The sequence below is a fragment of the Arthrobacter sp. Bi26 genome, assembly GCF_918697925.1.
Taxonomy (GTDB): Bacteria; Actinomycetota; Actinomycetes; order Actinomycetales; family Micrococcaceae; genus Arthrobacter.
This window is the reverse complement of sequence record NZ_CAKKMF010000166.1, coordinates 1-4,669: the sequence shown is the minus strand read 5'-3', so window position 1 is coordinate 4,669 and position 4,669 is coordinate 1. Positions and strand designations below refer to the sequence as shown.

3 protein-coding genes and 1 pseudogene are annotated in these 4,669 nt (G+C 60.3%); 3 read left to right on the top strand and 1 reads right to left on the bottom strand.

Going from position 1 to position 4,669, the window contains the following annotated elements:
- Window positions 1-913 precede the first annotated feature (913 nt).
- From LQV16_RS22890 to LQV16_RS22880, 3 genes are all read left to right on the top strand, one after another.
- Window positions 914-3,334 (top strand): DEAD/DEAH box helicase, encoded by a 2,421-nt coding sequence (locus LQV16_RS22890; RefSeq protein ID WP_229996134.1) that lies wholly within the window; start codon window positions 914-916, stop codon window positions 3,332-3,334.
- Between the two features lie 138 nt (window positions 3,335-3,472).
- Window positions 3,473-3,913, top strand: a complete 441-nt coding sequence (locus LQV16_RS22885; protein ID WP_229996133.1) for a hypothetical protein — start codon at window positions 3,473-3,475, stop codon at window positions 3,911-3,913.
- A gap of 173 nt (window positions 3,914-4,086) precedes the next feature.
- Window positions 4,087-4,353 (top strand): hypothetical protein, encoded by a 267-nt coding sequence (locus LQV16_RS22880; protein WP_229996132.1) that lies wholly within the window; start codon window positions 4,087-4,089, stop codon window positions 4,351-4,353.
- Between the two features lie 143 nt (window positions 4,354-4,496).
- On the opposite strand, the pseudogene LQV16_RS22875 reads toward LQV16_RS22880, so the two are convergent.
- A pseudogene (locus tag LQV16_RS22875) lies at window positions 4,497-4,669 on the bottom strand (IS481 family transposase); the annotation flags it as partial.

Here is a 4,669-nt window from a genome sequence, read left to right as displayed (position 1 = left end):
AGACGACTTCCTCGCACAGCTGGTCCTTGAACTCCTGGCTGAACCGGCGACGTGATGCAGGCATTCTGCACATTCCTCATTTCAGTAGTCCCCCGATTTTAAGGGGGTCCACTGTCCGAGAACTCCGAGGCGGCCCAGTCCCTCTGACGCTTGGTGCGGGCTGTTGCCTGGCCGCCGCGGTGGCCTGTTCGGTTGCGTGGTGGCGGGGTCAGGGCCCCTGGCCGGTAGGCCGTCCCCTTGCTGGGGTGTGGGGTCAAATGGTGTCTCCTTTCTGACCACCTCTGGTTGGCGTGGTTGGTCTTGTACCTATTCACGCCGTGAGATTGTGGTGATGACATGACCTGCGCCAAATATTTTCCAGATGCTTGGCCTCGATTCGCTGATTCTTAGGGCTTGGGGGGAGAGGCTGGCGCATGTTTGTCCGGCCAAAGGGGGTGTGTAACATGTCCACACCCGTGTCCAGATGATGCCGTGGCTCATCGGTGACTCCCTCCGTGCCTACTTTTGCTGACACGAGTTCATGCAGCCACGTCCGCGACATAACATGACTGGCTTTAGTCCTGGCGCTTCATGGCTGAGACGGCTATCTGTGGGCGCGGGCAGGACCCGGGTCGTGGAGCCGCGGATTGCGTCGGGCCCGTCCGCAGCATGAAGGGTGTGCGGCACGTGGGTCCTTTCTCCGTGGCCGTGCCGGTCTGGGTGATCAGTCATACCTGTCCATCACTGCATGCCCGGTTTTCGACATGATTGCATGAGTGGGTTCTTACCCGGCGGTCTGATCGATTCCAGGCATTAGTTCGTCCACCCAGGTGCCTGGTCCCGCTCGAGCCGTTCGCCGCCGGAGACGCCTACGGCCGCACGCATTTCACAGTAAGTTTCGGACTTCTGGGTTCCTCCGCCCACAATGGAAATTGTGAGTGAAGACATCCCTGCAGGTGCTGGGCAAACTGCATTGCCGGGCCTCTCTGATGCGGCAGACAACGCCCTGAGGCGTGACCTCGAGGAGCTGCGTCGCGACAATGACAGGCTGCGGAAACTGTTGGAACTCACCGAGTCCGAGTCAAGAGCTCCGCATCGGGACCAGCCGGTCATTCCCGCCGTTATGCACCGTGGCCCGGTGAGTATGGATTCGTCTCCGGTGGAAAAAGTCCGCTTCTTCCAGGACTTGTTCCGGGCACGCAGCGATGTCTACGCGCTCCGGTGGGAAAACCCGCGAGATGGCCGTTCCGGTTGGGTTCCCGCGGTCGCCGGTGGCTGGCGTAAGGGTGCGAACATGGCCGGTGCCAGCTATCTGGCCCTCACTCCGGGGGTCGTTGCTGATCATCTGCGCGGGCTGCAGCACATTGGCCTGTATCCCCTGACTGAACAGGACACCTGTTGGTGGGTAGCGGCGGATTTTGATGGCGGCGCAGCAATGCTGGATGCTTTGGCGTACGTCAAGGCTGCACGCTTCCGCGGTATTCCGGCGGCGCTGGAAGTGTCCCAATCTGGGCGCGGCGCCCATGCCTGGATCTTTTTCAGCACGGCCATCCCGGCGTCAACCGCACGCCAGCTGGGCACTGGTCTGATCCACGAGGCCATGGGATTGCGCGGCAGCATGAGCCTGGCCAGTTACGACAGGCTTTTTCCATCCCAGGACATCCACTCGGGCAAAGGCCTGGGCAACCTGATTGCTGCACCGCTGAACGGAAGACGCCGCCAGCACGGCACCACATTGTTCCTGGATACTACGACCCTGGAACCGTATGAGGACCAATGGGCGTACCTGTCCAGCCTGGACCGGCTCTCGGACCGGGAAGTCACCACACACATCCGAAGGCTGCCTGCCGTTAAGCTGGGTCACGAGGTTCGCCGGCTCGAACTGCCCCGATCGTCCAAGATCGTTCCTCGCCCTGCGCTCATCGTCCGCACAGTCTTCGCCTCACGCCTGACCATCAAAGCCGCGGACCTGGGGCCAGCCATGATTTCGGCAGTCAAGCATGCCGCATCGATGCCGAACCCAGAGTTTTACGAACGTCAACGCCAGCGCCGGTCGACCTGGAACATTCCGCGCTTTCTACGCAACTACGACGAAACCCTTGATGGCGACCTTATATTGCCTCGCGGGTTGCTGTCCCTATTGCATCAACTGGTCGAATCGAGTGGCAGCACACTGCGAATTGATGATCAACGCGCGGTCGGCACTGCTCACAGTTTCGAGTTCACGGCCCGTCTCCGCGGGGAGCAACTAGGCGCAATGGATGCCGCTACTGCCACGGAGCAAGGCATTTTGGTGGCTCCGCCAGGTACCGGCAAAACGGTCATCGCCTGTGCGGCCATTGCGCGTCGTGGCGTATCCACACTGGTCCTGGTTGACCGCAAGGCCCTGGCTGACCAATGGCGTAGCCGCATACACGAGTTCATGGACGAAAAGTGCGGCCAAATAGGTGGCGGGCGTGCAAGGACAACGGGACTCATCGACGTCGCGCTTTTGCCAACGCTTGCGCGGCGCAACAACGTTGCCGAGCTGACCGCCGGGTACGGTTTTGTCATCGTGGATGAGTGCCACCATGTCCCCGCCGCGGCGTTCAGCCACGTCATGAACGAGATCCCTGCGCGGTACTGGTTGGGGCTGACGGCTACACCGTACCGGCGGGACAAACTGGACTCGCTGATCTACCACCAGCTCGGCAAGATCACGCACACCATTTCGCCCCCTGCTCCGCAGCAGCTGCCACGCCACTCGCAGGAGATTGCCGAGCCGACGCTGGCTTTGAAGTTGCATCGGACGTCCTACGCTTACAATGGCGGCGCTGACCCCAGCGGGCCTGGCGGGATGTCCGCCATTTACAAGGACTTGATCGCCAACGAGGATCGCCTGCAGCAAATCTACGACGACGTCATGGCGGCTTACGAACACAACTCGCGAATCCTCTTACTGACGACCTGGAAAGCCCATCTTGATTCCTTCAGGTCCCGGTTCGAGGCATCTGGTCTGAAGCCGGTGGCCTTCACCGGCGCAATGAACGCAAAGGAACGGCATGCCGCCGTCGACCATCTTTCCAACTCCGATGACGCACAGCCGCTGCTGGTACTGGGAACCGGCTCGTATATTGGCGAGGGCTTTGATTGTCCGAAGCTGGATACCTTGTTCCTTGCGGCACCCATTTCCTTCAAGGGCAGGCTGGTCCAATACGCTGGCCGAGTTATCCGACCATACCCAGGAAAAACGATCGCGACCGTTCACGACTACCATGACGAGTCCACTCCGGTGCTGGCAGCTTCACTGAACAAGCGGGCGCCGGGGTACGTCTCGCTCGGGTTCACTGATCCGCGGAAACTATCAAGCACGTGAGGCCGTCATCCCCGCAGGAACAGTCTTCGGTGACCTTGCGACGGCACAAGCCGCCAAATGGTCCTCCTCGACGACTATGGGTCGGAAGAGAAGGACTGCGTACTTGACGTACCTGGTGTACGTACGGATGATTGATGTATGAGCACCCCCACACACGACACGGTCGGTGGACATGTCTACGGGTTTACCCAAGCGCGGGATTCGTTGAAGATGATCCTGGATTTCAGCGAGCGGGGAGGACTGTCCACAATACGGCGGCCCGACCGGGCCACGGCCGCCGTCGTCAATGGCGAGAGCCTGCGCCGATATCTGGAATTGACGGTCGTCGCCAATGTCCAGGTCGTGAGTGAAGACGGAGCATGGGCTGTCTTCATGCCAGGGCAGCCTTTTGCCGCTGAGGCCACGGAGCTGAGTGAAGCCCTGGCGGACTTTGTCGATGCTTTGCGAGACTACGCGGAGGATTGGGAGGACCATTTGCACGCGGCGCCCAATCACCGCGAGAACTGGGCCTTGGTTCAGCTCATTGACCTGTCCACCGATGAGCAATTGACCGCCTGGCTCACCGGCTCGGTGGCATGAGCGTCCGACGCGTAGGCGGACGGGACGACCATGAGAAGTTCTGTCTAACCGAGCGCTGGGAGTTGGTGACGAATGCCCGCGGGAAACCAGTGCGTCATCACGCGACCTACCGGTTGATTCTGCAAGATGGTCGGATCCTGCGGACCCGGATATCCCGCCCGGTGGATCGAACAATGTATTCGAATTCGATCTGGAACCATATTCTCCAAGACCAGCTTGAGGTCAGTGAGGATGAGTTTTGGGCATGTGTCGATGACGGAGTACTGCCTGGCCGCGGAATGGCAGCCCCTCGCACTTCGGCTATTCCCCTAGCGCTGGTCTGGCAACTCACCCACACTGTTGGAATAGATGAACGAGATGTTGCCGGGATGACGAAAGAGCAGGCCATTCAGGCGATCAATGATTACTGGATGTCGCAAGGGGACGGACAGGACGACTGAGACGGTTGCCCGGTTGGTCGGACGGGGCGCATTTGCCATAGCGGGACATTCGTGTCCGTGAAGAAAGTGGTGTGCACAATGTGCACACTTTGGCCGTCGGACTGGGTCGTGTGATGTCTCGGGACATGGGTGACGGTTCTGGATCAGGACATCGGTGACATTTCGTGTATCAGGACATCGGTGACGGTTGGGGGTTGTTTCGCCGTGAATCCGGGGGGCTTGCCGTTTCCGACTGTTTTGGTCCCGGCCTGTGGACGGGGGTAGGACGTGATGTGGGTGCCCTGGTCATCGAAGAACTGGATTGTCTCGGGGTCCC

Excerpts from the sequence above, each read along its gene's own strand:
- LQV16_RS22880 (WP_229996132.1), top strand. The coding sequence starts at position 4,087 with ATGTATTCGAATTCGATCTGGAACCATATTCTCCAAGACCAGCTTGAG.
- LQV16_RS22885 (WP_229996133.1), top strand. The coding sequence starts at position 3,473 with ATGAGCACCCCCACACACGACACGGTCGGTGGACATGTCTACGGGTTT.